The 25,707-nt window shown below is 60.9% G+C and carries 23 protein-coding genes; 8 read left to right on the forward strand and 15 right to left on the reverse strand.

The genetic code is table 11. The annotated features are described in order from the left end of the window. Positions 1–24 precede the first annotated feature (24 nt). The gene (gene glmU / locus DRB19_RS09645) at positions 25–1,410 is read right to left on the reverse strand and encodes a bifunctional UDP-N-acetylglucosamine diphosphorylase/glucosamine-1-phosphate N-acetyltransferase GlmU (RefSeq protein WP_114185834.1); all 1,386 of its coding nucleotides are present in this window, start codon (positions 1,408–1,410) and stop codon (positions 25–27) included. A gap of 181 nt (positions 1,411–1,591) precedes the next feature. Here glmU and DRB19_RS09650 point away from each other — a divergent pair, with 181 nt between their 5' ends. Both DRB19_RS09650 and mdoH read left to right on the forward strand, forming a co-directional pair. Further along, complete coding sequence (locus tag DRB19_RS09650) at positions 1,592–3,163, forward strand: OpgD/OpgG family glucan biosynthesis protein (RefSeq protein WP_245439369.1); 1,572 nt, start codon at positions 1,592–1,594, stop codon at positions 3,161–3,163. Beyond that, on the forward strand, positions 3,139–5,331 hold the full coding sequence (gene mdoH / locus DRB19_RS09655) for a glucans biosynthesis glucosyltransferase MdoH (protein WP_114185835.1): 2,193 nt from the start codon (positions 3,139–3,141) through the stop codon (positions 5,329–5,331). Before DRB19_RS09650 ends, mdoH begins: the two co-directional genes overlap by 25 nt. Before the next feature lie 8 nt (positions 5,332–5,339). On the opposite strand, the gene gcvA is transcribed toward mdoH, so the two are convergent. From gcvA to DRB19_RS09695, 8 genes are all read right to left on the reverse strand, one after another. Further along, positions 5,340–6,260: a transcriptional regulator GcvA gene (gcvA, locus tag DRB19_RS09660; protein ID WP_114185836.1), complete on the reverse strand. Its 921-nt coding sequence runs from the start codon at positions 6,258–6,260 to the stop codon at positions 5,340–5,342. A gap of 339 nt (positions 6,261–6,599) precedes the next feature. Further along, complete coding sequence (locus DRB19_RS09665) at positions 6,600–8,243, reverse strand: Na/Pi cotransporter family protein (RefSeq protein WP_114185837.1); 1,644 nt, start codon at positions 8,241–8,243, stop codon at positions 6,600–6,602. Positions 8,244–8,435: 192 nt separating this feature from the next. Then, complete coding sequence (locus DRB19_RS09670) at positions 8,436–9,614, reverse strand: MFS transporter (protein ID WP_114185838.1); 1,179 nt, start codon at positions 9,612–9,614, stop codon at positions 8,436–8,438. A 32-nt stretch (positions 9,615–9,646) separates the two neighbouring features. Continuing rightward, on the reverse strand, positions 9,647–10,519 hold the full coding sequence (locus DRB19_RS09675; RefSeq protein WP_162815635.1) for an NAD(P)-dependent oxidoreductase: 873 nt from the start codon (positions 10,517–10,519) through the stop codon (positions 9,647–9,649). 23 nt (positions 10,520–10,542) lie between these two features. After that, positions 10,543–11,457 carry an NAD(P)-dependent oxidoreductase gene (locus tag DRB19_RS09680; RefSeq protein ID WP_114185840.1) on the reverse strand — a complete coding sequence of 305 codons (915 nt, stop codon included), beginning with the start codon at positions 11,455–11,457 and terminating at the stop codon, positions 10,543–10,545. A gap of 45 nt (positions 11,458–11,502) precedes the next feature. After that, the gene (locus DRB19_RS09685) at positions 11,503–12,990 is read right to left on the reverse strand and encodes a tripartite tricarboxylate transporter permease (RefSeq protein ID WP_114185841.1); all 1,488 of its coding nucleotides are present in this window, start codon (positions 12,988–12,990) and stop codon (positions 11,503–11,505) included. Between the two features lie 11 nt (positions 12,991–13,001). Then, positions 13,002–13,469 carry a tripartite tricarboxylate transporter TctB family protein gene (locus DRB19_RS09690; RefSeq protein ID WP_162815636.1) on the reverse strand — a complete coding sequence of 156 codons (468 nt, stop codon included), beginning with the start codon at positions 13,467–13,469 and terminating at the stop codon, positions 13,002–13,004. Positions 13,470–13,494: 25 nt separating this feature from the next. Next, a complete protein-coding gene (locus tag DRB19_RS09695) occupies positions 13,495–14,457 on the reverse strand; it encodes a Bug family tripartite tricarboxylate transporter substrate binding protein (RefSeq protein ID WP_162815637.1) in 963 nt (320 codons plus the stop codon). A 295-nt stretch (positions 14,458–14,752) separates the two neighbouring features. On the opposite strand from DRB19_RS09695, the gene dctP reads away from it, so the two are divergent. Beyond that, entirely contained in the window at positions 14,753–15,679 is a 927-nt protein-coding gene (gene dctP, locus DRB19_RS09700; RefSeq protein WP_114185844.1) for a TRAP transporter substrate-binding protein DctP, read from the forward strand. A 3-nt stretch (positions 15,680–15,682) separates the two neighbouring features. Here the strand turns inward: dctP and DRB19_RS09705 are convergent, their stop codons facing one another. Further along, the gene (locus DRB19_RS09705) at positions 15,683–16,357 is read right to left on the reverse strand and encodes a FadR/GntR family transcriptional regulator (protein WP_114185845.1); all 675 of its coding nucleotides are present in this window, start codon (positions 16,355–16,357) and stop codon (positions 15,683–15,685) included. 193 nt (positions 16,358–16,550) lie between these two features. Here DRB19_RS09705 and DRB19_RS09710 point away from each other — a divergent pair, with 193 nt between their 5' ends. Beyond that, positions 16,551–17,507: a cyclase family protein gene (locus tag DRB19_RS09710; protein ID WP_114185846.1), complete on the forward strand. Its 957-nt coding sequence runs from the start codon at positions 16,551–16,553 to the stop codon at positions 17,505–17,507. Positions 17,508–17,572: 65 nt separating this feature from the next. Here DRB19_RS09710 and DRB19_RS09715 read toward each other — a convergent pair whose 3' ends face one another. Beyond that, positions 17,573–18,034 (reverse strand): DMT family transporter, encoded by a 462-nt coding sequence (locus DRB19_RS09715; protein ID WP_114185847.1) that lies wholly within the window; start codon positions 18,032–18,034, stop codon positions 17,573–17,575. 271 nt (positions 18,035–18,305) lie between these two features. Between DRB19_RS09715 and DRB19_RS09720 the strand changes: the two genes are divergently transcribed. The 4 genes from DRB19_RS09720 to DRB19_RS09735 all read left to right on the forward strand — a co-directional run bounded on the left by DRB19_RS09720 (position 18,306) and on the right by DRB19_RS09735 (position 22,787). Next, positions 18,306–19,295, forward strand: coding sequence for a Gfo/Idh/MocA family protein (locus DRB19_RS09720; RefSeq protein ID WP_114185848.1), 990 nt, complete (start codon positions 18,306–18,308; stop codon positions 19,293–19,295). Between the two features lie 61 nt (positions 19,296–19,356). Next, the gene (locus DRB19_RS09725; RefSeq protein WP_114185849.1) at positions 19,357–20,580 is read left to right on the forward strand and encodes an FAD binding domain-containing protein; all 1,224 of its coding nucleotides are present in this window, start codon (positions 19,357–19,359) and stop codon (positions 20,578–20,580) included. A gap of 126 nt (positions 20,581–20,706) precedes the next feature. Then, the gene (gene hisD / locus DRB19_RS09730; RefSeq protein ID WP_114185850.1) at positions 20,707–22,014 is read left to right on the forward strand and encodes a histidinol dehydrogenase; all 1,308 of its coding nucleotides are present in this window, start codon (positions 20,707–20,709) and stop codon (positions 22,012–22,014) included. Then, a complete protein-coding gene (locus DRB19_RS09735) occupies positions 22,014–22,787 on the forward strand; it encodes an SDR family NAD(P)-dependent oxidoreductase (protein WP_114185851.1) in 774 nt (257 codons plus the stop codon). Before hisD ends, DRB19_RS09735 begins: the two co-directional genes overlap by 1 nt. A gap of 22 nt (positions 22,788–22,809) precedes the next feature. Here DRB19_RS09735 and DRB19_RS09740 read toward each other — a convergent pair whose 3' ends face one another. From DRB19_RS09740 to DRB19_RS09755, 4 genes are read right to left on the reverse strand one after another with little or no spacing between them, the layout of a single operon-like run. Beyond that, complete coding sequence (locus DRB19_RS09740) at positions 22,810–23,445, reverse strand: glutathione S-transferase family protein (RefSeq protein WP_114185852.1); 636 nt, start codon at positions 23,443–23,445, stop codon at positions 22,810–22,812. Positions 23,446–23,448: 3 nt separating this feature from the next. Further along, complete coding sequence (locus DRB19_RS09745; RefSeq protein ID WP_114185853.1) at positions 23,449–24,339, reverse strand: polysaccharide deacetylase family protein; 891 nt, start codon at positions 24,337–24,339, stop codon at positions 23,449–23,451. A gap of 55 nt (positions 24,340–24,394) precedes the next feature. Beyond that, complete coding sequence (locus DRB19_RS09750) at positions 24,395–25,348, reverse strand: dihydrodipicolinate synthase family protein (RefSeq protein ID WP_114185854.1); 954 nt, start codon at positions 25,346–25,348, stop codon at positions 24,395–24,397. Between the two features lie 47 nt (positions 25,349–25,395). Continuing rightward, positions 25,396–25,698, reverse strand: coding sequence for a DUF1330 domain-containing protein (locus DRB19_RS09755; protein ID WP_114185855.1), 303 nt, complete (start codon positions 25,696–25,698; stop codon positions 25,396–25,398). Between the last annotated feature and the right edge of the window lie 9 nt (positions 25,699–25,707).

The following is a 25,707-nucleotide window of genomic DNA, read 5'->3' on the forward strand; positions in this document are numbered from 1 at the left end:
TTGCGTGACCGAATGTGACAGCAGTCACACCTTCTTGGCCGATTGGTGTTTGGCCGCCTTGGCCTTGTCCCGGAACTCGGTGGCCCAGTCCTCCTTGATGACCTGGCGACCGCGTCCGAGGCTCAGCGCGTTGTCGGGCACATTTTCGGTGATGACCGATCCCGATCCCACGAAAGCGCCCTTTCCGATGGTGATAGGCGCCACCAGGGACGAGTTGGATCCCACAAAGGCGCCGTCTTGGATCTCGGTGCGATATTTACCGAAGCCGTCATAATTGCACGTGATCGTACCGGCGCCGATATTGGCGTCGGCGCCCACGCTCGCGTCGCCGAGGTAGGTCAAGTGGCTTACCTTCGCGCCCGCCCCGAGTTCGGTGTTCTTGATCTCGACGAAGTTGCCAACCTTGGCCCTCGGACCGATCGACGCTCCCGGCCTCAGGCGCGCATAGGGGCCGATGCCGGCTCCGGACGCCACGTGGGTGCCCTCCAGATGACTGAAACTATGGATGATCACCCCGTCTTCGATCGTGACGCCGGGTCCGAAGACCACGTGCGGCTCCACCACCACATCCCGTCCCAACTGGGTGTCGTGGCTTAGGAAGACCGTTTCGGGCGCAACCAGGGTCACGCCCGACACCATGGCCTCCTGCCGCAGGCGCTCCTGGATCATACGCTCGGCCGCCGCGAGCTGGGCCCGATCATTGATGCCGTGCACCTCCTCCTCGGACGCAATCACCACGGCGGAGCGATGCCCGAGGCGGCGGGCAATGCTGACTGCGTCGGTAAGATAGTATTCTTTCTGAGCATTCTTAGTTTCGAGCTGGTCCAGGATGTCCAGCGCGACGTCGCCTCTGAGCGCCATCAGGCCGCCGTTGCAGAGGGTGATCCTGCGCTCCTCCTCACTGGCGTCCTTGTGCTCCCGGATATCGAGGAGTTCGTCGCCTAACATGATGAAACGCCCATAGCCGGTCGGGTCCCGCGCCTCGAACCCAAGGCCCACCACGGCGGCTCCCTTTGCTAAAGGCTCGCGCAGCCGTGCGAGGGTCTCGGCGGTGACGAGCGGGGTATCGGCATAGACCACGATCACGTCGTCGGGTCGTCGCTCCAGGGCTTCCCGCGCGCTCAAGACCGCGTGGCCCGTTCCCAGCCGCTCCCGCTGGACGAAGATGTGCGCGCTCGGAACAATATTGCGCGCCTCTCGTGCAACGTCGTCCCGATCGGGCCCGACCACAACGGATACCTCGGCGGCGCCGACCTTTGTCACGGCGGCCATGACATGGCCGAGCACCGACCGGCCGGCAATCTCATGCAGGACCTTGGGCCTGTTCGATTTCATCCGCGTTCCTTCCCCGGCGGCTAGAACGACGGCGAGGCAGCTACGGGTAGGGGCCTTCATGGGAGACGAGGTCATACCATTTCATTCCAATGGAAATTTGCAGAGCAGCTAACCCAGAGTGGTTATTTCAGCAATCGTTCATCGGCAAAGAGGCAGATTGCGCCACCATATCATTTACTTCACGCTCACGATTGCCGATATGTATAGGGCGTCCCGTTTCCTGGCTCACTAGCCTCGTTCAGACAAGAGTATCACCGTGCCGGCTTCGTTGTGGGCGTCATCCCCGTCTCATCCCCGCCGGCGCGATATGCTGGCCTATATCGGCGTATCCGTCGCTGGCCTCGCATACGCGCCAGAACTTCGAGCTCAAACTCCCCAGGCCCAGATCTATACAAGGTTGGGCGACAACCAGCGCTTCGACCCATCCATCGTGGCTGCCCTTGCGCGCCAACTCGCCAGCAAGCCCTTCGTGCAGCCGCAGAACAACCTGCCGGACTTCTTTTCGAATCTGACCTACGAGCAATATGTTGCGATCAAGTCGCGCCAAGCCCCCATTTGGGGTTCCGAAGGGCGTGGGATCGCCTTTGAGCCGCTTCACCGCGGCTTCGTGTTCACGAACGCCGTGGATCTCTATGTGGTCGAGGACGGGGGGGTGCGCCGGGTCGGGTATGAATCCGCCAGCTTCGATTATGGCCGCCCGAATCTTCCCAACGACATCGGCGATATCGGGTTTTCCGGATTCAGGCTTATATCGACCTCCGGCAACGGAAAACCGTTCGACTTCGCCATCGTTCAGGGAGCGACCTTTTTTCGCGCTATCGCGAGAGGGCAGAACTACGGCGCCATCGCCCGGGCCCTTACGCTGAAGCCGGCAGATCCGAAGGGAGAGGAATTCCCGATCTTCCGAGCGTTCTGGCTCGAGCGTCCCGCCGTCGGCAGCAACAGCATTACGGTGCATGGGGTGATCGATTCGGAATCGACCGCCGGCGCCGTGCGAATGACCTTCCGCCCCGGCGATATGACCATCGTCGACGTGGAAACGACTCTGTTTCCTCGCGTGAACCTGGAACATGTGGGATTGGGCGGCATCGGCTCGACCTATTTCTATGGCGCTAATGATCGCCGTGACGCGGATGACATCCGCTCGGCAGTCTATGAATCCTCGGGTCTTCAGATGCTGAACGGCCAAGGGGAATGGCTCTGGCGCCCCCTCCACAACCCTGAGACCCTTCAGATCTCCGCCTTCGTGGACGCGTCGCCCCGCGGCTTCGGATTGCTTCAGCGGGAGCGCACCTACGAGACCTTTCAGGACGACGACCAGCGATTCGAGCGCCGTCCCAGCCTTTGGAATGAGCCTCTCGGCGATTGGGGGCAGGGAAGCGTCCAGTTGCTGGAGATCCCGACCGATGCGGAGATCAACGACAACATCCTGACGTATTGGCGGCCTAAGGCGCCCATGACCGCCGGATCGGAGGTCGCCTTCGCGTACCGGCAATACTGGTGCTGGTCTCCGCCCGAGCGCCCTCCCCTGGCAACCGTGACCTCGACCAGGGTCGGACGCGGCTCCACGGGGCGGCGGCGGCGCTTTGCCGTCGACTTTTCCGGCGATATGCTGGGTGACAATCTGCCGGCGGACCTTAAATCCGTTCTGACCGTTGGCCCAGGAACGTTCCAGAATCTCAAAATCTGGTCGTATCCGGAACGTAAGACCTTGCGCGTTGCATTCGAGCTTGACCCGGGCAACGAAAACGCGTGTGAGATGCGTCTCATCCTCGAAGCAGGCGGGAAACCGATTAGCGAGACATGGCTTTATCGTTGGACACCATAGGTCCTGATTCTACGACAGGCGACCGCAGGCCGACTGAACCCATCATGCCGCCCGAAAAGCACCTGGATATGCCGACGCAGCACCTGCGGCGTTGGTCTGCATCACAGGAGCGTCGCCCTATCGTGGAGCGCTCGAAGGCCGCCACGCGGCTGGCACGGCTCTTCGTTTTCGGCGGAGCGCTCCTGCTGACGGGTTACGGCACCTATGAGATGTATCAGGTGGTGTCGGTCAGCCGTACCACCATCCTCCAGTGGGCCCTCGTTGCACTCTTCACCGTCAACTTCTCCTGGATCGCAGTTGCCTTCACGAGCGCGCTCCTAGGTTTCCTGGCGCTTCTCAGGCAGCCCCGCACCGCCCCGCCCGTTCCGTCCTCGCTCGATCAGCGAACTGCGATCGTCATGCCCGTGTACAACGAGCAGACCGCGCGCACCTATGCGGCACTTGAGGCGATCTACGAGGAGATCGAGGCAACGGGTCTGGGATCCCATTTCGACTATTTTATCCTCTCGGACACGACCAATTCGGACGCATGGATCGCCGAGGAGAGGGCCTTCCTGGCCCTGCGGGAGCGCCTTGGGCCGAACGCGCGCTTTTATTATCGCCACCGACCCAAGAATTATCATCGCAAGGCAGGCAACATCGCCGATTTCGTGATGCGCTGGGGCGGGGCATACGAGCACATGCTCGTTCTCGACGCCGACAGCCTCATGACAGGCGAGTGCATCACGCAGCTCGCCGCCGCAATGGAAGCTGATCCGGACGCGGGCATTATCCAGACCCTGCCCCTGATCATCAACCGCAACACGCTCTTCGCGCGGGTCCAACAATTCGCCGCCCGGGTCACCGGACCGGTGATCGCTACCGGCTTGTCCGTCTGGATGGGCCGCGACGGCAACTACTGGGGCCATAACGCGATCATCCGCACAAGGGCTTTTGCCGAGCAGGCAGGACTGCCGGACCTCAGGGGCAAGCCACCGCTCGGCGGCCATATCCTGAGTCACGATTTCGTCGAAGCGGCCCTGATGCGGCGCGCCGGGTGGGATGTCTACATGCTGCCGGATCTCGGCGGGTCCTATGAGGAAAGCCCTCCGTCCCTGATCGACCTCTCGGCGCGCGACCGGCGTTGGTGCCAGGGCAATCTTCAGCACATGCGGGTGATCACCGCAAAAGGCCTCAAGTTGCCGACGCGACAGCATTTCGCGACCGGCATCATGTCCTATCTTGCCTCGCCTTTCTGGCTCTTCCAGCTGATCGTCGGTATCGCGCTCGTGCTGCAGACGACCTATATCCGGCCGGAATATTTTGCCCGCGACTTCCGCCTCTATCCTATCTGGCCGCGATTCGACCCGGAGCGCGCCTTGGCGCTGTTCGCGTTGACCATGGGGATCCTGCTGGCCCCGAAGGTTTTCGGGCTGCTCCTGATGCTGCTGCGCAGGAAGGAGCGCCGCGCTTCAGGGGGCGCCATCCGTCTGACGGTTTCGGCGGTGCTGGAGATCATCCTCTCGGCCCTTCTGGCACCGATCATGATGTTGATCCAGTCCGGTTCCGTGTTTCAGATCCTGCTCGGACGTGACACGGGGTGGCAGCCTCAGCGGCGCGACGATGGCTCGATCCCCTGGAAGGACATCGTGCGCCGTCACCGGTCGCACACGGTTCTCGGAGCGTTGGCTGGGATCTCGGCCTTCAGCATCTCCACCTCGCTGTTCCTGTGGATGTCGCCGACGATCGTGGGTCTCCTGCTGGCCATTCCCCTGTCTTGGCTCAGCGGCCAGCTCGGAGCGGGCCTTGCCTTGAAGCGGTGGGGACTTCTTCGCACACCGGAAGAATTCCGTCCGCCGGCGATCGCCACCCGGGCGAACGAGCTGCAGGCGCGCAATGCCGCGTTCGGGTTCGATGACGATGACGGCATCAAGGCCCTTTATGAGGATGCCAACCTTCGCGAGCGGCATATGGAGATGCTTCCGCCGGTGGCGGCGCGCAAGCGTGGTGAGATCGAGACGGACCGCGCCCTTGCGGAAGCCAAGCTCGTGGACGCGGAAACCATCGACGAGGCGCTGCACTGGCTCAAGCATAAGGAACGCATGGTGGTGATGCACGACCGGGCGCTTCTGAACATCCTGATGCACCTGAAGAAGGACAGGCCGGCGGAAGCTCAGGCCGCCGAATAGCCGTTGCGTCAGGCTTCGGCCCGATTGACCCGCGGAGCGGTTGTCTCGACATCGCCAGCGATCTCGCTCAAGACCCAGTCGCGGAAAGCCTGGATCTTGGGGGAGCGCTTGCGTGCCTTAGGGTAGACGAGCCAGTAGCTCCGATCAGCCTCGACAACCAGATCGAAGGGCTGCACCAGCCGACCTGCCGCAAGATCGGCAGGAAAGAAGAACGGGTTGATCATCGCGACCCCCTGCCCCGCCATTGCGGCCATGCCTTCGAACTGCTGGGCTCCGAGCGAGTTGTCGGGGCGATCGGAAAGATCGATGTCCTTAACGCCCGCGGCCGTGAACCAGTCGCGCCACCATGGGTCGCTTGGAGTGAGGATGGGCAGCTTCAAAAGGTCCGACGGCTCGCGCAGCTCCATGCCCCGAATGAGATCCGGGCTGCAGACCGGCGTGAACTGGTTTGGAAACAGGCGGTGCGCCTCAAGACCGGGCCAGTCGCCCGTCCCACTCCGGATGCCGATATCGAAATCGTCGTGGGCGAAATCAACGATCTGTTGCGACACTTCGATCTGTACGGCGATGTTGGGATGCAGTTGCTGAAAACGTCCGAGTCGAGCGATCAGCCAGTTGGAAGCGAAAGTCGTCAAGGTGGTGATCGAAAGGACCGTCCGGACCGCGTTTTCGATCCCCGCAAAGGCAATTCGCAAGGCCTCGAAGGCCTCCGTGACGGCCGGCGCGAGCTGCCGTCCCCGGGACGTGAGCTCCACGTGCCGCGGCAGGCGTACGAACAGGGGCGCGCCGATACGATCCTCCAGCAGTCTAATCTGATAGCTGACAGCCGCCTGAGTCATGCCGAGTTCCTCGGCCGCGCGGGTGAAGCTTTGATGGCGCGCCGCCGCCTCGAAGGCCCGGATGGCGCTCATGGGGGGAAGTTTGGACATGGCTGATCCATAAGGCTGCCTTATGGCAGCCATCCGTCATTCGCTTTGTCAAGATTCGGTCTCGAGCGCATCCTCGAAAGCATCCCCGAGGCAAGAACGCCATCGGCCAAACATATCGGTAGGCTGTCATGAGGTACGAAGATGTCCGCCGCTTGCGCGGCGTGGAGAGCTTTTGGTTCCGCTTCAAGTGCTGGCTCTTGTCCGCTCCCTGTCCGAACAAGCTGATCGTCGGCGATCTTAGTCATTTATCCGACTCTGTGCGCCGCGATATCGGTCTGCCGGATGAGGTTCAATATATGGACTGGCGTTCACTGCGAGGAGACTGCTGGCGGTAGCCGGTCATGATGTCAGACGGCTGGGCTTCAGGTCGCCGCTCTGCTCCAACAGGGAATGCCCGGTCGCGGCGATGTGAGCCTCGATCCGCTTCAGATCTCGGACGATGTCGAGCTGAAGAGCACTCGTGTCCCCGATGGCCTTTCCGGAGCGGAGCTGATCGAGGTTCCTCTGGGTTATGGCCCGCTCCAAGTCCCGGAAACGTTCCTTCTCCGAGACGAGCCGGCGAGCGGAGGTGATATCCTGGAACATGAGGACTGAGGCTGCCAGCTGGAGATGCTCCAGCAGCTTGGCGTGCATGTTGTCGATGTCCGCCAGGCTGTCTTTTGGCAGGCGAAGGTGATTCTTGATGCGCTTGGCGGCAAGCTCCATCAGGTTCTTATCGATGATGTCGCCCACGTGCTCGAGGTTGATCGCGAAGGCCAGAATATCGGAGAGGCGCTTGGCTTCGGTCTCGCTCAAGGCGTCGTGGTTGATGGAGCTGAGATACCGGCGAATCGCGCTGTAGAGTCGGTCGACCACGTCGTCGGTTTGGCTGATCTTGTCCACGTGGCCGATATCGTCCTCGTGAAAAAGGTTCTGCGATCCGCGAAGCATCCCTTCGACCGTGTCCGCCATGCGCAAAACCTCGCGCGCCGCATTCGACAGGGCGACGGACGGCGTATCGAGGGCGTCCGCGTCGAGATATTGCGGCATGCCGGGATCCGATGAACGAGCTCGTTCGGGAAAGAACTTGAGCAGCAGCTTGCCGATCCAGGGCAGCGGCAGAATGAAAACTGCCGCCAAGACAACATTGAAAACAGTATGGAAGTTTGCCGCTAGGCGGGCCGGATTGGCGTCGAACATCGTCATGTATTTCAGGACGAAATCGAGCATCGGCAGCGCTACGACGCAGCCGATGAACCGCATAGCGAGATTTCCGAACGGTACGCGGAGTTTGACCGGATCTCCTCCGGTGCCTTCGAGGAGTGGGTTGAGCGAGCTGCCGAGATTGGCGCCGAGCACCATGGCGAGCGCCGAATGGGGATCAATGACGCCTGCCGTGGCGAGCGACATGATGAACAGCAGGGCGGCCACGCTGGAATGGGCCGCCCATGCCAGCGCTGCGGCAAGCAGCACTAGGATCAATGGGTCGAGGGCTATGGTGGCAAGCAGGTCCTTCAGCACCCGAGAGGACTCGATCGGGTGGATCGTTTCGGACAGGAGATGCAGCGAAAGCAGCATCAGGCCCAGACCGATCGTGACCCGGCCGAGATCCCGCACACGGCTCGACGCTCCGCGCCGGTAGGCCATGAAGCCGCCGAAGATCAAGGCCGGGAAGATCAGCGTGATGTCGAATGACAGCACCTGGACGATCAAGGTCGTCCCGACATTAGCGCCCAGCATCACTGCCAGGGCCGGAACCACCCCGACCGCGCCGCCAGCCGTGAAGGACGCAACCATGAGGGCGGTCGCTGTGCTGCTCTGCAGAACGGTCGTAACGCCAACCCCAGCCAGGAATGCGCGCAGACGCGTCCTCAGGCCGACGCCCAAAATCCACCGCAGATCGCTGCCGAAAGCGCGCTGAACCCCGCTATTGACCATGTTGATGCCCCACAGGAGCAAAGCAATCTCACCGAGAAGGTGGATCAGGACGGAGGTCGCGGACATTCATTCCTCAGTTCGGCAGTCGGGGCTCAAACGTCCTGCTTAGTCCTCCTGGGTCGCTCCGGCAATCAGGTTGCCGGCTAATTATGCCGGCGCAGAGCAGATTTTCATGGAAAAGCCGCATCATGCGGCCGGATTTCCTTAGGGAAGATACCTCGCACGGACACGTTGCCCGGGTCAAAGGCGGGGCTGGTCTTACGGCTTCGAATCTGAGCTTGGCGGTTCAGCCAGCATGAGAGGCGCAAGGATTCCAACGGTCGCGATAGTGAGGCCCAAAAGAAGAAGGACAGCGGTGACGGGAATGACCGAAATGGCGCTCCCTATGGCCAAAGGCCCTATTCCCTGAGCGGCGAACAGGGAGAACGCGAACAGAGACACGGCCGAACCACGTGCTCCTGGGGCGAGCTCGGTTGCGCGGGTTTGCAAGGTGTTGTGGATCATGAAGTAGGAAAGGCCCAGCACCATGAACAGTCCCACATCCCACACCCAAGGCAGCGGCATGGCAAAGAGCGCAAGGGATAGGCCGCTGCTGATTCCACCGATGACGCTCATCCGGGCCGTGCCCAGCAGGTTGATGATTTGCCTCACGCCTAAAGCGTAAAGCACGCCGCCCATTCCAAACCCGCCGAGTACGAGCCCTGCTTCAGCGGCACCGGTTCCGAAGCGCAACGCAAGGATCATCGCCACGAAGGGGAAGATGCCGTAGACCGCTATTCCACCGACGATGACCAAGCCGAACAGTCGGCGGGCCCGCCGGTCCGCCAGGATTTTTCCGTGACGGCTGAAAACCGCGCTTCGACCGAACTTCTCCTGACGCCTCGGTTCGAACGGCAGGGTCAGAAAGGCGATAGCCGTGGCGACGGCCATCAGTATGCTTGTGAGCAGAAAGATCGCGCGCCATCCCCAGATTTCGGACACGAGGCCGGACGCGGCTGCGCCCAGGGTTTGTCCGAGAATGGAGGCTATGAGAAAGCGCCCAAGGGCCACTTGGCGCTCCTCGAAATCGACGCTGTCCCCGATCAACGCGATAGCAAGCGGAATGATTCCTCCCGCAACGAACCCGGAGACGCCCCGCACGAACGCAAGAGGCGCGAAGCCCGGAGCAAAGGCGCAGACAACGAGCAGCGCCGCCACGGCGGCCCCGCACAGCACGATGAGACGGACCTTGCCCATTACGTCTCCAAGAGGTCCCAGCACGGGCTGACCGAGCGCATAGGAGATGGAGAAGGCCGTTACCAGGAATGATGTCGCGCCGAGGGATACTGTGAACTCCGCAGACAGGAGAGGAACGATGGGATCAACGATCCTGATGCCGAAGCCGCTTGCGAAGGCGCATGCGCCCAAAACGGGAATGAGCAATTTGCTTTTTCTCATTTCGCGCTCATCCGTTCCGCAGCACTCATGGGCTAGACCTTGCGTCTCCGCACTTCCTGTATGACGGCGGAATTGTCCCAATCCCCCTCGCCGCTTTCGACGCAGCCCTTGAGGATATCCATGAGCACCTCGGCCAGCGGCAGCCGCTGACCGACCCGTTCTGCCTCGCCAAGAATAAGCCCAAAATCTTTTCGGCTCTGGACGATGCGGCCTTGGGGCGCGAAGTCGCCCTCGATCATCTTCATGCCCTTCACGTCCATGATCTGCGAATAGGCCGCGGACTGGCGCGCGATGTCCAGGAATGTCGAAGGGTTGAGACCCATGCGCTCGGCGAACACAAGTGACTCGGCGAGAGCCAGTCGGTTCAACCCAAGCGCCAAGTTGACGGCCAGCTTCGCCTTGCTGCCGTCGCCTGCCGGACCCACGAATACCCGGCGAGGATAGATCGCCCCGAGGATGTCGTCGCAGCAGTTGACCTCAGAGCGGTCCCCAGCGACCAAGCCAAGTCCCTCGCCTTTTGCTACTTGCGCGCTGCTGCCGGAGACTGGCGCGTCGAGAAGGATCATGCCTCGTGATACAAGTCGGGACGCCAAGGTGGCGATGCGTTCCGGATCACAAGTGGCCGCACATATGGCCGTGATGGGTCTTTCAGTCGCCGCGAGACCATCCGCGCCTTCGGTGACCTCTTCGACCTGCGCGACGGTCAGAACAGCGATCAGAACGCGGTCGCATCGCTGGCCAACCTCGGCGATCGAGGCGGCTGCGTGCCCGCCCGCTGTTTTCAGGGCGTCGCGCTTCGATGAGTCGAGGTCGAATCCCACGACATCGAAGCCGGCGCCGATCAGACGGTGCGCGAGTGCTGTGCCCATCAGGCCGATTCCAATTAGCCCGACATTCGTCCCCATCGACCGCTCCGCTTGAAGATTCATCAAGGTGTTGTAGGCCTGCCCGCGAGCTCTGCTTCCATGAGCTGCTCGACCATGGTGTAAAGAGTGGTGAAATCCTGACCACCCTGCCCCTCGGAGAGGGCGCGCGTGAGCAGCCTTGACGTCAAGGGGCCATACGCAGCCGGCATGTCGAGCTCGCGTTCCAGAGCGACCGCCATGGCAAGATCCTTTGCCAGATTCGAAATAGCCGAGCGGCCGTCGTAGGTACCTGAGAGGATGTGGTTCGGGAACCGTGCTTCGCTGATGAAGCTCCGGGCGTTACCCGCGTTCAGCACGGCAACGGCGTCGGATAGGTCGATTCCCGCGCGCTCCGCTAAACGGCAGCCCTCGCTGGTCGCCAGAAAAATCGTGTGACAGATCATATTGTGCACGAGCTTCATCGTGTGCCCGGCTCCAACGTCGCCCAGATGAAAGATCCGCGTGGCGATGAGGCTGAGGACCGGCCAGGCGCGGGCGAAAGGTTCTTCCGGGCTGCCCACCATGAGGGTCAGCTTTCCGGTATCCGCCGCCTGAGCGCCGCCTGACATCCCTGCATCCAAATATGCGCGGCCGCGAGCCGCCGCCAACTCGCTGAGCCGCTTGGTTGCAGATGGGTGCGAAGTGGTGAGGTCCACGAGTATTTGGCCGGGAGCGTCGACAGAAAGGATGCCGTCAGGACCCGTCAGGCAGGCCTCGATTTCGAAACTGCTCGGGAGTGCGAACAGGATGAACGTGCAGGTTTGCGCCATATCGCGTGGTGAGATGAGCTTGACGCTTTGAGACAGGGCTTTGCCCTGTCTGGCGGTCTCGTTCGAATCCCATGCAGCTCCCAAGCGCTTCGCTCTGTCCACTCGCTTTGCGATTCCGCCTCCCATGCGGCCGAGGCCGATGACGCCAACGTCGCGAATCATTTCCATGGCGAAATCCTGTGTCGCTTCGGTGATTTGGCGCCCCGCATCGTGTCAGGCCGCCTTGGCGCGACCGCTGCGCGCCAAGGAGACGAGCGGGGTCAACGCCACGAGCGCAGCGACCAAGAGCAATCCAGCCGACATGGGCTTTTCAAGGAAGATTAGCGGGTCGCCCGCTGAGCTGATCATCGCCTGCTGAAGCGATCGCTCAAGAATGGGGCCAAGGATCATTGCCAGGATCAAGGGCGCGGCCGGGAAACCACCCTTGCGCAGGACATAGCCGAGGATGCCGAACACGATCATGACGCCGACGTCGAACGTGGAATTGTTCACGCTGTACGCCCCGACAATGCAAATAACGACGACCAAAAGGGCCAATATGTTGTAGGGCACGCGCAACAGCTTCACCCAAAGGCCGACCAATGGCAGGTTCAGGGCGAGAAGCATGAAGTTCCCCACATACATCGACGCGACGGCTCCCCAGAACACGTCCGGATGGTTCTCGATGAGTTGAGGTCCGGGCCTGATGCCATGGATCATGAGCGCCACAAGGATCATGGCGATGGAGGCGTTTCCAGGAATGCCTAGTGTCAGGAGCGGGATGAAGGATGAAACCGAAGCTGCATTGTTGGCAGCCTCGGGCGCTGCGACGCCTTCGATGGCGCCATGTCCGAACTGTTCCGGATGCTTGGAAATCCGCTTTTCCACCGCATAGGCGACGAAGGAGCTGATGACCGCGCCGCCGCCGGGCAGGATGCCGATGAAAAATCCGAACAGGGAGCCGCGCGTGATCGCCCCCCAGCTTTTCTTCCAATCCTCCAGAGTGGGAAGGATGCCTTTGATGCCGGTCTTGAGAGCCACCGGTTGTTCGGGAGCCTCGAGATTGTCGAGCACCTCGGCAATGCCGAATAGTCCCATCGCCACCACGACGAAGTCGAGCCCATCCGTGAGATTGGAGATCCCGAACGTGTAGCGCTCGGCTCCCAGGACCGGATCGAGTCCGACAGTCCCGATGAGAAGGCCGATGGCTCCCATGATGAGCCCCTTCAGGGCGGAGCCTCCCGATAGGTAGACTGCCATCGTTAAGCCGAGAAGCACGAGCGAGAAATACTCCGCAGGCCCGAACCGCAACGCGAAATCCGCCAAGATAGGGCTTATGAGCGAAAGCCCGATCACGCCAAGCGTGCCGGCGATAAACGATCCAATCGCGGCGATTCCCAGAGCTGCACCAGCCCTTCCTTTTCGCGTCAGCCTGTAGCCGTCGAGGCACGTGACGACCGATCCCGCCTCCCCTGGAATGTTCAGAAGGATCGACGTGGTGGAACCTCCATACATGGCTCCGTAGAAAATTCCCGCCAGCATGATGACGGCCGAAACTGGCTCCATCCCGTAAGTCAGCGGCAGCAGCATGGCGATCGTGGCTGGCGGCCCAAGGCCCGGCAGTACCCCGATGGCTGTTCCCAAGACGGCGCCGAAGCCCGCATAGGCCAGGTTCCACGGGGTGAGCGCGATCGAAAATCCGCTGGCGAGGTTTTCCAACATAAGGGTGGCCTTTACGTGCCAAGGACGACGCTCAGGATTCCCTCCGGCAGCGGGACATCGAGCAATCGATCAAAGAGCAAGTAGCTTCCCACCGGCAGCAGGACGATCGTGAGCCCGAAGCTCAACCCTCTCCTGACCTTGAGAACGAACAAAAGGACGGCCGTCAGCGCGGCCGTTGCGAGGATGTAGCCAAGCGGTTCGAGCAGAAGCACGAAGCCAACAAGCCCCAACATGGCCAGGACCGGCTGTTTAAGGTGCGTGAAAGGCTCGCCCCCTGAACTTCGGCCGCGCAGCCCCTGCAGGATAAGGAGGCCCGACAGGATCACGAGGATCATTCCAGCCAGGAATGGGAAAAATCCCGGCTGAGGCTCGTCAGGAGTTCCGACCTGCAGCTGGATTGCTCCCACCACAGCGCCTGCTCCCACCAGAAGGAACGCCCCTCCGGCTATCGCGTCAGCCGATTTTGGTTTGGCGGTCACTGCCGTGGCCTCTCCACATTGGATGTTATTTTTTCAGGGATGCGCCGAGTTCCTTGTGAAGATTGAACTCCGCCCGCCAGACTTTGCCGAACTCATCCGGCCCGAGATACTGGATGCGGTCACCAAACGATTTGATCATCGCCTGAACGGTTTTATCCTCGGTCATCTGCTTGCATGCGGTTGCAAGCTTCTCGATGAAAGGACGTGGAGTTCCCTTCGGGGCCAGCATTCCCCGCCAGAGATAATAAACTACGTCCACACCTTCTTCCTTCGCGGTCGGAACATCCGGGAAGCTTGGGTCGCGCTGGTCGTCGAGAACCGCGAGCGGGCGCAGCTTTCCAGCTTGGATGTAGGAGATGAATGTGGTCGTCGGATTGATCGCGACGTCCACATGCCCTCCCAGGAGCGCAACTGTCGAAGGGCCTCCACCATCGTGAGGGACATTCCGGCTCTCGATCCCGGTGATCCTCGAAATCTGCTTCCAGGTTAGATCAGCTTGGCTCCAGGGACCCGCATTGCCGAAGACGAGCTTGCCCGGATTGGCCTTGGCCCAAGCAATCATCTCTTTGAAAGTCTTGTAGGGAGCCTCGGGCTTCGTCGCGACCATGACCGGGCTGTAGTTGATCCGGCAGATGGGATCGAGATCGTCCGGCCCTTTCGAGCGGCCTTCGACGGCGGGAAGAGTCGTGCTCCAGTTCGGTCCGCCAAAGAGAATCGTGTAGCCGTCCGGATTGGCCTTTGCCACCTGATCGGACCCGATGGCTCCGCCTCCACCTGGTTTCAGCTGGATGATGACCGGGTGGCCGAGGTATTCATTTGCCACACTCGTCACGGCCCGCGCCGTTAGGTCGTGGGATCCGCCGGCTCCCGACGGGATGATCAGGGTCACGGGTTTCGTGGGAAACTCTTGAGCCTGTCCGCCCCCCCAACCAAGCATGCAGGCAAGAGCCGACATGCCGGCAAGCATCCATCTATGGCCCTGTCTCATTCGTTCCTCCTTATGATGATTGTAAGCGAGCTTCTGTCCCCGCATGGCGGAGGCACGTCGATGCCGCTGGCGTCTGGCGCGAGATTGCGTCACGGATTTGACCGGTTGTCAATTGGTTGAACATTTTGCTCCTGCCAAATGCCTCAAGCTCACCTGGAAAGGAGGAGGAGAAAGCCGAGCTTTCGTATATTTGCCATGTAAACGAGAGTGTTTACGTGCTAACGACCATGGTGCGCCTCACATCAATTTGGTTGTAGATTGGTTGCGCCGCACGTAGCGTCAAAGGGGTTCAGGGATGCTCATCCGGCTATCCGGCTATCAAGGTGCCGCGTCCGTCCATACGAGAGGCCTTCATCATCTCTCTGTAGGCCTGACGTCGCTGGGCTTAAATCCCGAAATCACCGACAATGTCACCACCACAGGATTGGCCGCCAAGGCCTTGTTCGATACGGTTGAGCGTGAGGACGCCCATATCTGCTACATGGCGTCGGGATATCTAACCGCGCGTGTGCCGGCCCTTGCGGTTCTCGATCTTCCGATGGCTGCGCCCGACAGGTTGCGCGCCTATGAGGCATTGGACGGATCGGCCGGCCGGATCCTCACGGATCACATTGAGCAAGCCACGGATTTTCATGTTCTGGGTTTCTGGGACAACGGTGTGCGTCACATCTCGAACCGGGCGCGGCCCATACGGTCCGTGAGCGACTGCTCAGGACTGGTTATTCGCACCCTCGACAACACGCTTTATCAGGACGCCCTCCGGGCCTTTGGCTTCCAGCCTATCGTCACCGATGTTCGAGACCTAGTCGACGCCGTTGCAAGCGGCAAGGTCGATGCGCAGGAAAATCCCATCGCGAATACGCTCAGCTTCGGCCTGCACAAGCATCATCGGCATCTGAGCCTCACAGGCCATATCGCCGGCGTGGCCCTGCTCCTCTGCCGTTCCGCCTGGTTTCACGCCCTGCCGGCTGAAATCGCTGCTGGGATTGAGGCGGCGACTGCGCGGAGCACCCAAGCTCAACGGGCTTGGGCGATCGAGGAGGATCGGATCGGACTTGAACAGTTTCGAGCCTCCGGCGTCGAGGTCGTCGAGCAGGGCGACCTCGACCTGGGAAGCTTCAAGAGCGCTGCAATGCCCGTATTGAAGGAGGCGCTCTCGCGACTCGATCCCGAACTCGTCAAAGCTTATTTCGGGGATATGCATCCCCTTGTCGTTGGGTGAACGTTAGGCATGCTCGTCGAGCATGGTGGAGGCAGTGCTGTTCAGGTGGAGACGCATCGCTTCCGCAGCTCCACGACGATCTCGATTGGCGATGGCTTCCGTGAGAGCGTCGTGTTCTGCAAACGAATGATAGTCGGGCGAGGGTCCGACTGGCCGCTTCGCCAGATGTCCCCAGACAACCGCCCGCCGCACACCGTTCACGAGGCGTTGGAGCTCCACCAGCAGGTTGTTGCCGCTGGCCTCGGCCAGAAGGTTGTGGAAACGCCAGTCAAGATCCTCGTACTCGCTCCAGGTCCTCGACGCCCGCATCTGCGCGCACAGTTCCTTCATATGGGCGATCTGCGCAGACGTTGCCTTGAGCGCCGCGAGGCGCGCGATTTCAGGCTCGACGATGAGCCGCACCTGCATGGCCTCGGGAGGGCTCGTGCGACTGGCGATATCGACGGCTAGAGGAAGCGCCTGAACGAGCTCGTTCCTCAGCAGAAATGTGCCTCTTCCCACATGTCGCTTGACCCCACCCTCGGCCTCCATGACCGCTAATGCCTTTCGGAGCTCAGCCCGACTTATGCCGAAGCGCTCGGCCAGCTCCCTCTCAGGGGGCAGTCGGCCGTCCTCGCGCAACTCGGCACTCGTCACCCAAGACCGCAATTGCTCCAAAACCTCATTGTTCGCCCGCATTAGGTCGAAAACTCTCCCGTCACGGATCAAACATAATGCTTGCCACCAATTTGGTCAACCAATCGAGTAGAATGTGCCCCAACAGACTCGTCGGTTGGCCTTGTGTAGCAGGCGCGATCCCTAAAGGCGCAGAATTGACATCCCGGCGAAATAGTTTTCAAGTGATAATTAACGCCACATAGGGAGGACGTATATGACGAAACCGGTAAACCGCGCGGCCATCCACAAGGCCGCCGAGAAGCTTTCGAACTGGGGCCGGTGGGGCGAGGACGATCAGATCGGAACCCTCAACAACATATCGCCGCAGGATATCATTTCGGCCGCCGGGTTGATCCGCCAGGGCAAGGTTTTCGCTCTTGGCCTGTCCCTGAAGGAGCCTATCCAGTCAGGCCTGTTTGGTGGCCGCTGGAACCCGATTCACACGATGCTCGCCACCGGAACAGACGCCGCATCTGGAAACCAGGACGATCCGGCGCCCTACCTGCGCTACGCGGACGACGCGATCAACATGCCGTGCCAAGCCTCCACCCAGTGGGACGCCCTGTGTCACATCTTCCTCGATGACAAGATGTACAACGGCTACGACGCGAAGCTCGTGGATGCTCGAGGGGCAAAAAAGCTCGGCATCGAGCATGTGCGGAACAAGATGGTTGGACGCGGCGTGCTTCTAGACGTGGCGCGCTGGAAGGGTGTCGACTCCCTCGACGACGGCTATGCCGTCACCAACGAAGATCTTGATGGCTGCGCGAAAGCCCAGGGTGTTGAGATCCGCAAGGGTGATTTCGTCATCATTCGCACCGGCCATCAGGAGCGATGCCTCGCCAAAGGCGACTGGAGCGGTTATGCGGGCGGTGATGCGCCCGGTTATGCCTTCGAGACCTGCTATTGGATTCGCGAGCATGACATCGCGGGGATCTGCTCGGATACGTGGGGCTGCGAGGTGCGCCCCAATGAGACCAACGAGGCCAACCAGCCCTGGCACTGGGTAGTGATTCCGGCAATCGGAATATCGATGGGCGAGATCTTCTACCTGAAAGAATTGGCCGAGGATTGCGCTACTGACGGCGTATACGAGTTCTTCTTCGTAGCCCCTCCCCTGCATCTTCCCGGTGGCGCGGGGTCGCCGGTCAACCCCCAAGCCATCAAGTAGCGCCTGATTTCGCCTGTCTCGCCCTGCTTAGTCGAGGCGAGACAGACGCCGCTGCCATCTGGCACCTAATCTCCCAGATGGAACGTGACCGCGCCTGCGAGCACCAAGGCCATCGCCACGAGTTTCATGGGGCTGATGGTTGTTTCCCGCAGGCCCCAAAGTCCAAAGCCATCCGCCGTGACCGCACCGATCATCTGGCCGAGAATGACGGAGAGCAGAAACAGGACACTGCCGGTTTTCGGTACGACGAGGAGGCTTCCGACGACAAAAACTGCTCCCGTGATTCCACCGATCCAGGTCCACCAGGGCGCTGCCGCAACCTCGGCCCAGTCCGGCTTCGTTCGCGCGGTCAAAAGCGCAAAAAGAACCACGAGAACGACACTCATGGAGAGGGACAGCACGGCCGCCAGCGCGGGCGAACCGAGGCGGCGGGCGGCTTCGGCATTCACCGGCCCTTGCCAGGTCAGGAAGACACCCAAAACGACGCAAATGAGAATGAGAGGGATTCTAGTATGAAGTCCGTCCATCAACGAGTTCCAGTTCCTGTTGCAGACACGCAATCCGGGAGCCGGATGGGTCTTTATTTTTCAGTTGATAAATGCCTTATACTTGGTATCGCGGTCAATAACGGCTTCATCTTCGTCTTAGGATCATGAAGGCCGATCTATGGGAGTGTGTTGTGCCAGCTGAGCTGCAGCGATTTGCGCCTCTGGGAACAGAGTTGGCCAAGCGGCCGCGTGCGATTTGGCGCTGCCTCACGACGGTTGAGACAATCACAAAAAGCGGAGGAAAAACACAATGATCAACGCTGCAATCGTCGGCTTGGGGTGGTGGGGACGAACCATCGCGCGCGACCTCAGTCAGAGCAGCCTCATACGCCCGGTTCTCGGCATCGATCCGCTCGAGAGTGGCCAAACCGTGGCCACCCAACTTGGTATGAGAACGTCATCCCGCTTCGAGGATGCTCTCGAGGATCCCGACGTTGAAGCAGTTATTCTTTGCTCGCCGCATCGCTTTCATGCGGATCAGATTGTGGCAGCTGCAAAGGCCGGCAAGCACGTATTTTGCGAAAAGCCGCTCTGCACGACCGGTGCTGAGGTGGAGCGGGCTGTTACGGCCGTAAAAGACGCGGGCGTCCACCTCGGCATCGGGCACGAACGGCGCTTCGAGCCGTCGGTCATCGATGTGCGCAAACGGTTCGCTGCCGGAGAGTTTGGGACTGCGCTGCAGATCGAGGCCAATTTCAGCCAGGACAAATTCCTCGCGCTTCCGCCAGACAACTGGCGTCTCTCCCCCACGGAATCGCCGGTCGGCCCGTTGTCGGCGACAGGCATCCACTTGGTCGACCTTTCTATTGCGTTCTTTGGACGGCCTAAGGAAGTTTGGGCGCGGCTGTCGACCCGAGGCAGCTCCTTCGCCAATGGCGACACTTTGGCGATCACGCTTGCATTCGAGAACGGGGCAACCGCCCTACTCTCCGCGATTCTCGCCACGCCTTTTGTCGGGCGCCTGGCCGTTTACGGCTCACAGGGTTGGGTAGAAATTCGAGATCGGACGCACCCAGAGAATCCGACCGGCTGGGACGTGACCGTGGTTCGTCGGGGCGAAGAGCCGGTGACGCAGTTTGCTCCGCCCCATCCGGCCGTTCGCGACAATCTTGAGAGTTTCGCAAGAGCCGTCTCAGGTGAAAGCCCTTACCCGGTAACGCTCGATGAAATGGTGGCGAATGTCCGGACGTTCGAGGCCATTACCCGGTCGGCGACCACTGGTCGGATCGAAGCCGTTTGAAATGGCGAGCCTCGGCATGCCCATAAGGCGTGCGGACATTTAACCTGAGGGAGCTTCGGCAATGCCCATCCAAACCCGTCGCGCAATCGTCATCGGCGGCTCTATCGGTGGGCTGTTCGCAGCCGCGCTGTTGAGGCGCGCGGGTTGGGATACTCATGTGTATGAGCGCGTTGGCGTCGACTTATCCGGCAGGGGCGCCGGAATCGTCACCCACCCAGAGATGGTGGAGGCTCTCAAGGCCGCAGGTGCGAATCCGGGCGATGATCTGGGCGTCTTCATCCAAGACCGCCGCACCCTGGACAGGCATGGCAACGTCATTGAGGAATATCATTGTCCTCAAACGGCCACATCATGGAACCGCCTGCTCCAGATGCTCCGGGATTCATTCCCTGCGGATCATTATCACCGGGGAAAGGAGCTTGTGGCGATTGAAACGACTCAGGAGATCGCTGTCGCGCGCTTTGCAGACGGAAGCAGCGCCGAAGCTGAACTGATCGTTGGCGCAGATGGATTCCGCTCAACGGTTCGAAACCAATTCCTTCCTGACGTAAAGCCGATTTACGCGGGCTATGTAGCTTGGCGCGGACTGGTTGAGGAGAGTGCTCTACCGCCCATCGCACATCGTGACCTTTTCCCTTATTTTGCATTTTGCCTGCCGCCGGGCGAGCAGATGCTCGGCTACCCCGTTGCCGGCCCAAACGACGATCTGCGGCCGGGACATCGGCGTTACAACTTCGTCTGGTACCGTCCGGCAGACGAAGACAGCACCCTTCAGCGGCTCTTGACCGACGAGACAGGGCACATTCACTCGGTCTCGATTCCGCCACCCCTTATTGCTCGCAGCACCATTGCCGAAATGCTCTCGGAGAGCGAAAGGGTGCTGGCTCCGCAATTCCAGGAACTGGTGCGTGTGACGGAACAGCCGTTTCTACAGCCCATTTATGATTTGGAAAGTCCACGGATGGCGTTTCCCCGCATTGCTCTTGTGGGAGATGCGGCGTTCGTAGCCCGGCCGCATGTGGGTGGCGGCGTCGCAAAGGCCGCGCAGGACGCCATGACCCTTGTTCGCGCCTTAACGGTTGAGGCGGATCTGGATGCAGCGCTTCGACGCTTCGAGGCTGAGAGGATCGCGGTTGGGCGGAGGATCGTCGATCGGGCGCGGCGACTCGGCTCATACATGCGAACGCGGTTCAACACAGCCGAGGAACGGGCTTTGGCCGAGCGGCACCAGACCCCTGAGGCTGTGATGAGCGAAACAGCTTTGTTGAATTTCCTCCGTGAGTGACGTGGCGGCCGACATGCGTCTTGACAGGCCGCCGCCCCGATGCGCATCGTATTGATCAAGTGATAACTGCCGTGCTTCCACAGCGCCCCGCGCTGCAAAGACGGCTCGAAGATTGGGAGGATGCCGATGGCTCGCTGGCTCAAACGCGGACGAGACGCGGAAGCGATTGCAGAGGACGATGCGAAGATCCGCAGCACGGTGGAAGGAATCTTGGCCGACATCGGCAAGCGCGGCGACGCGGCGGTTCGCGAACTCTCGAATAAATTCGATCGCTGGGATCGCGAGGATTACCGGCTGACGGACCAGGAGATCAGGGATTGCCTGTCACAGCTGTCGCAGCGCGATCTCGACGACATCCGCTTCGCCCAGGAGCAGGTCAGGAACTTCGCCCAGCATCAGCGTGAATCGATGAAGGACATCGAGGTGGAAACGCTGCCGGGCATCGTTCTCGGACACAAGAACATCCCGGTAAACTCTGTCGGCTGCTACGTGCCGGGCGGCAAGTACCCACTTCTCGCCTCGGCGCATATGTCGGTCATCACGGCTCGTGTTGCGGGAGTTCCTCGTGTCGTAACCTGCGCCCCGCCCTATCAAGGCAAGCCGGCCCCGGCGATCGTGGCGGCTCAGCATCTCGCGGGAGCTGAAGTCATTTACTGTCTGGGCGGCGTCCAGGCCGTCGGCGCCATGGCACTCGGGACGGAGAGTATCGAGCCTGTCGATATGCTGGTCGGCCCAGGCAACGCTTTCGTGGCGGAAGCCAAGCGCCAGCTCTATGGGCGGGTTGGAATAGACCTGTTCGCGGGTCCGACTGAAACGTTGGTCATCGCCGACGAGACAGTCGATGCGGAGATGTGCGCCACCGATCTGCTCGGTCAAGCCGAGCATGGGCCGAACTCGCCCGCGATCCTCTTGACCACGTCCGAGACCCTCGCGCGGGAAACCATGGCAGAGGTGGAGCGCCTGCTGGAAATCCTCCCGACCGCCGCGATTGCCCGTCAGGCCTGGGCTGACTACGGTGCCGTGATCGTTTGCGACAGCGACGAGGAAATGGTTCGGGAAGCGAATGCGCTTGCGTCCGAGCACGTCCAGGTGATGACGCAGGATCCCGATTACTTCCTTGCCAATATGACCAACTATGGCGCGCTCTTCCTCGGTCCACGCACCAATGTATCCTATGGCGACAAGGTGATTGGAACGAACCACACCCTGCCCACCAAAAAAGCGGCGCGTTACACAGGCGGCCTTTGGGTCGGAAAGTTCCTCAAAACTGTAACCTATCAAAAGGTTCTGACCGACGAGGCATCGACCATGATCGGCGAATATTGCTCGAGGCTCTGCATGCTGGAAGGCTTCGCCGGCCATGCGGAGCAGGCCAACATCAGGGTACGCCGCTACGGCGGACGCAACATTCCTTACGCCACGGCTGCGGAATAATGGCTGCGTCCCCCCTTCCCCAAGCACCAAGCTTTCGTCTCGATGGCAAGCGCGCCCTGGTCACGGGCGCGGGCCGAGGTATCGGCCTAGCAGCGGCGGCAGCTCTTGCCGCCGCTGGGGCTCACGTCACGCTGGCGGCCCGCACGGTCGAGGAAATCGAGGCCGCCGCGGCGGCCATTCGTGAGCAGGGTCATTCGGCCGATGCGCTTTCCCTCAACATGAACGACCTCGTGGCGGTTTCACAGGCCATGGAGGCCACAGAGCCGTTCGATATCTTCGTCAATAATGCGGGCACAAACCGTCCAAAGCCATTCGTGGAGGTATCGATTGATGATTTCGACACGGTCATGAACCTCAACGTTCGCTCCGCCTATTTCGCCGCGCAGGCCGTGGTGCGCCGCCTCATGGCTGCCGGAAAGCCTGGTTCCATCATCAACGTGTCATCGCAGATGGGGCACGTGGGGGGAGCCAATCGCACGGTCTACTGCACCTCGAAGTTTGCGATCGAAGGTATGACGAAAGCCATGGCGGTCGAGCTTGGACCGCACAACATCCGAGTCAATACCCTTTGCCCGACCTTCATCGAGACGCCTATGACGCGTCCGTTTCTGGCTGATCCGAATTTTCGGAACAGCGTGCTGTCCAAAATCAAGCTCGGGCGTCTTGGTCAGGTAGAGGATCTGACAGGGGCCATCGTGTTCCTGGCGAGCGATGCCTCGAGCCTGATGACAGGTTCCTCGCTACTGGTGGACGGCGGATGGACGGCGGACTAACCTCCGTCGTCCGGAAGGTGTGTCAATCAAAGCCGCGGAGAGCGTCGTAGCTTGTCATCACCGTGGCCTGGTAGGCTGGACGGCGGCTCAGCCGGTCATACCACTCCGCGAGCCTCGGAAGATCCGGCCTTGAAATGTCCATCGTGAACCAGCGGTAGAGGGTCGCTCCCGCTGGAATATCGCCCATGGAGAAAGATGCTCCACCAAGCCACGGCGTGTCTGCGAGCCGGGCATCCAGGATGGCGTAAGCACGTCCGGCCTCGTCGGCTAGCTGTGCGACCCGTTCAGCACTGCGCTGTGACGGCGGCTTGCGGACCGCCTCCCAGAACAACGCGATGAACACGGGAGAGAGTGTGGTCTGCATCCACTCCATCCACTGGTCCGCTACCGCTGCCTGTTTGGGCTCGTTCGGCTGCAGGACTCTCCGGCCGTAGGCAGAGGAGAGATAGCGTACGATGACGTTCGACTCCCACAAGACCAGGTCATCGTCCTCGAGCGTTGGAACACGACGGTTGGGGTTCTTGGCCCCGTAGCTATCGGTGTCGAGGCCGCCATACGCGCCCCCTGCATCAATGCGCTCGATATCAAGTTCCAGCTCAGCCAAAGCCCAGAGAACTTTCTGGACGTTGACGGAGGTCGCCCTGCCCCAGAGCCTCATGTATTACGCAGCCGACCGTTTATGCCGGGCCATCTCGGCCGTGTACCAGTCGCCGATTTCACTCGCGGTCATCAGCGCCACCCCCTCGTGCGAGACCACGTAGTCGAGTAACTCCTCGACGTAGCGGATTCGATGTGGAACACCGGTGATGTAAGGGTGGAGCGAAATCGCCATGACGCGGGCGTTATCGGCGCCCTCCTGATAAAGTCGGTCGAACTGGTCCTTGCCGGTTCTCAGGAACTGCTCCGAGGCATGGTGCTGGAGGGCATAAACCACGATGTCGTTGGTCTCGACCGTATAGGGAACGGTCGTGATGGTGCCGTGTGGAGTGGCGATTTCCTGCGGCAGGTCGTCGATCACCCAATCCGCCACGTATTCGATCCCGTTCTCGCGCAACGCGTCGAGGGTTTCCTCGGTTTCTGTAAGACCTGGGCTTTCCCATGAGCGCGGCGGACGCCCGGTAAAGGAGGCGATGGAATCGACGGTGCGCCGGATCGCGTCCCGCTGATTTTCAACTCTATGCATAGGCCCCTGCAGGAAACCGTGGCCCATGAACTCAAACCCCGCGTCTCGCGCGGCGGCCGCCACCCGGGGATACGAATTGCAGACGTTGCCATTAATGGCGAGGGTGGTGGGAATATTGCGTTTGGTCAGCGCCTCGAAATGCCGCCAAAAGCCGGCCCGCATTCCGTATTCATGCCAAGACCAATTGGGAACGTCCGGAAGCAGCGGTTGTCCCATCGGCGGCGACAGCACGGTGCGTGGCATGGAACCTTCAATCCGCCATTCCTCTACGTTCAGGCAAACCCATACGGCCAGACGGGTCCCGTTGGGCAGCTGAAGCAAAGGGCGGTCGACGGAGGCTTGATAGGGAATGCGGTCGCTAAGCGCCATAGCGTGCTCCTCTCCTTGAACAGATTGATTGCGGCTCGTCCGTCCCGCGGGATAGTTATTGCGCCGCCGCAATGGCGGGTGGAACCGAGTCCTTGAGGTGGCCGGGTGCAAAGGCATGCCCTGCGTCTGTGAGCCTTCTCATCAGCTCCGCGGTCTGAGCCTCGGTCAGGGCTGTTAATGGAGGCCGCAATGTCGCGAGACCCGGCTCAAAAAGAGCCGTGGAGAGAACTGCCTTGGCGGCTGGAATGAGCGGATAGGACGAAAAGATGTTGCGAATGGCCGCAACGGACTTCTGCATTTCCTCGGCTTCCGGAGACGTCCAGTTATCGATCAGCTTACGGATCGCCGATGCGTTGATGTTGCCCGATGCAGTGATGCAACCGGCGGCTCCCAGGCGGAGAGCCTTCAGCAGGACGCCCTCGGAACTGGGGAAGATACGGAAGCCGGGAAAATGCGTGAGCATCGCCTCGGTGTTGGACCAGTCGCCTGAGCTGTCCTTGATGCCGAGCACCGTGTCCGGGTAGCGTTTGATCAGGCGCTCGATGAGGTCGAGCGGGATCCCAACGCCAGTCATCTGAGGGATGTGGTAGAGCCAAAGGCCCAAGTCGGAGGACCCCACCCGTTCGATGACCTCGGAATAGAAAGCGAACAGACCATCGACCGATACAGGCTTGTAGTAGTATGGGGGCAGCATCAGCACACCGCCGCATCCGAGGGACACAGCGTGCCTCGTCAACTCCACCGCATCCGGGAGCGCGGGCTGTCCGGTACCCGGCAGGAGCACGGAAGGATCGATGCCGCTCTCGACGAGCCCCTCGAGCAAGCGCTTGCGTTCGCCCAGGGACAACGAGTTTGCTTCGCTGGTGGTGCCAAAAACTGCGAGGCCGTTTGCCCCTTGAGCGAGCAGCCATCGGCACAGGGCGTGGAACAGCGTCCCGTCCGGCTCCAGTTGGGCGTCGAAGGGTGTGATGGCGGGGACAAGAACCCCTGAAAAGTTCGTCTTAGGCATGCGTGGTACTTTCGAGAGTTAGCTATACCGCCGAGATATATGGATGCTCAGGTCGTGGCGTCGCCACCTTCCACGATAATCAACTCAACCTGTCCTGCGCCGCCTTTCCGGAACGCCGAAGCTTCCTGATAGGCATCCGAGCGATGGCACTCCTCTGCCGCTGCAAGAGACGGAAATTCGATTACCACGAAGCGATGGAAGGTTTCGGGGCCCTCGAGGATCTTGAACGGGCCACCCCGGGCAAGCACCTTGCCACCGTATTGAGAAATGATGCCCGGAACTCTGTCCGTATACTTTTTGTACTCGACCGGGTCATTGATACGCGAACGCGCTACCCAATAAGCAGGCATGAAATTCTC

Source organism: Microvirga aerophila, assembly GCF_003332305.1.
GTDB lineage: Bacteria > Pseudomonadota > Alphaproteobacteria > Rhizobiales > Beijerinckiaceae > Microvirga > Microvirga aerophila.